Below are 2,070 nucleotides of genomic sequence, written 5' to 3'. Positions count from 1 at the left end.
GCTCGCTTATGCCATCCGGGAAAACTACCAGCACATCCATGGGCGCCCACTAGAGCCCGACACGCCAGTGATGCTCTATCTTGAGCGCAGTCTGGAAATGGTGGTGGCTATACTGGCTGTACTTAAGGCGGGAGCAGCCTATGTGCCTGTGGCACCTGAGTTTCCACAGGCACGAGCCCTGTTCATGGTTCAAGATACCCAGACGTCAATCGTGCTAACTCAGCAGGCGCTGACAACGAAACTGGAAGAGTGGACGTCGGCGTTAGATACTCCCCCGTCTGTTCTTGCGATCGATGATGCTGCGGCTTTTGCGCAGCATCCAACCAGCAACCTCCCGGAGCACTCGTCACCGAGTGACCTTGCCTACATACTGTACACGTCCGGCACCACTGGGCAACCTAAAGGCGTGATGATTGAACAACATTCCATCATGAATTTAGTCTGTTCTCAACGCAAGGCGTTTCATTTTTCTCATCAGGAGCGTGTGTTACTACTTTCTTCTTTTGTATTTGATGCATCGGTTGAACAAGTCTTCATGACTCTGTTGTCTGGGGCACAATTAATAGTGGTTTCTAAGCAAGTCGTTGGTGATCCGAGTCTTATCTACGACAACGTTGCTAAACACAACATTACGCACCTTCATACCACTCCGGCATACCTCGCGGAGCTCAGTACTTTGTCAGATCTACGTTCAATTAAACGAGTTATCAGTGGAGGCGATAAATGTACCTCAACGTTAAAACAAACGTGGGGCGAGAGACTGATTAATGAATATGGTCCAACGGAAACAACGGTAACGACTCTTAATAGCTTTTACGACGGTCGAGATCTTTCGGTTGATTGCATTGGCCAGCCGCTCGATAACATACAGATATATATCCTCTCTGAGAATCAAATGCCATTGCCAATCGGGGCTCCAGGAGAACTACACATTGGGGGTGTTGGAGTAGCACGTGGTTACTTTAATCGTCCCGAGCTTACGAGGGAAAGTTTTATACCTAACCCTTTTGTTGAAGCAGACGAGCGAATGTATAGGACAGGAGATATTGTACGTTGGTTATCAGATGGAAAGGTGGAGTTCCTTGGCCGCAAAGACTCACAAGTTAAGATACGAGGCTACCGTATTGAGCTGGGAGAAATAGAGTCAATCTTAAATGCATTTCCCGAAGTCAAACAATCTAGCGTGTGTTTGTCTGAAGCTCATGGTCACAAAAAGATCGTCGCATATGTTTCCTTTGTTGACTCAAAGCACTTATCCACTTCGTCTTTGAAGCAACTTCTGGAACTTCAATTACCTGATTACATGATCCCGAAAGACTTTGTCACATTGGATACCTTGCCACTTACGATTAATGGCAAGGTTGACCATAGTGCTCTTCCAAAGCCGACTCATATTGCAGAGGAAAGTTATGTTGCGCCGAGACATGAACTTGAGTTCCAGTTGTGCCAAATTTGGCAAGATGTGTTGGGTATAGAAAAAATTGGTATTCGCGACAACTTCTTCAAAGTCGGAGGCGATTCAATTCTGGCCGCCAGAGTGATGGCCAAAATCAACTCGGTATTGCAGTGTGCTCATCGATTAGAAGTACACCTCCTCTTTTCTTTTCAATCGATTGAAGCACTTCATCGAGAAATAGCTAGTCAACTACAAAAACATCAACTGGAAAAATCAGGTAAAAGGATGACTCTGTAATCATGTTGCCATTAATTAGACAAATAAAAGAAGCTAAGATTTCACTTTGGGTCGATGACAATAATCTAGAACTCTGTTATCAGGACGACTCCGCGATGGAGCTCATTCTCAACGTTATCAAGCCAAACAAAGAAAACTTATTGCATTTTCTAAAAGAAAATAACGTCTTTTCCCAAATAGACTTTGATCGCAAAACTATCTTTAAGTGTACTTCAGAGTTTTCGCCTTTGTCTTTCATACAAGAAAGTTTGCTTTTCATTGAGAAAATGGAAAACGGTACCAACGCCTATCATATCCCTCATGTAGTAAAGCTGAGGCACGGTGCAAATCTAGATTTACTTTTAAGCTCAATTAATCTGATTGCAGAACGCCATCAA

At 44.2% G+C, this 2,070-nt stretch carries 2 protein-coding genes; both read left to right on the top strand.

Annotated elements, in window-relative coordinates; all coding sequences use genetic code 11:
* Positions 1–1,693, top strand: a 1,693-nt coding sequence (locus OH455_RS23110) for a non-ribosomal peptide synthetase (RefSeq protein WP_269982924.1), incomplete at its 5' end; no start/stop codon positions are given.
* Positions 1,694–1,695: 2 nt separating this feature from the next.
* Positions 1,696–2,070 (top strand): hypothetical protein (locus OH455_RS23105; protein ID WP_263148422.1); only part of this gene is annotated, 375 nt, incomplete at its 3' end.

The organism is Vibrio sp. T11.5 (assembly GCF_027587155.1).
Taxonomy (GTDB): Bacteria; Pseudomonadota; Gammaproteobacteria; order Enterobacterales; family Vibrionaceae; genus Vibrio; species Vibrio neptunius.
This window is presented reverse-complemented; position numbering and strand designations above follow the sequence as displayed.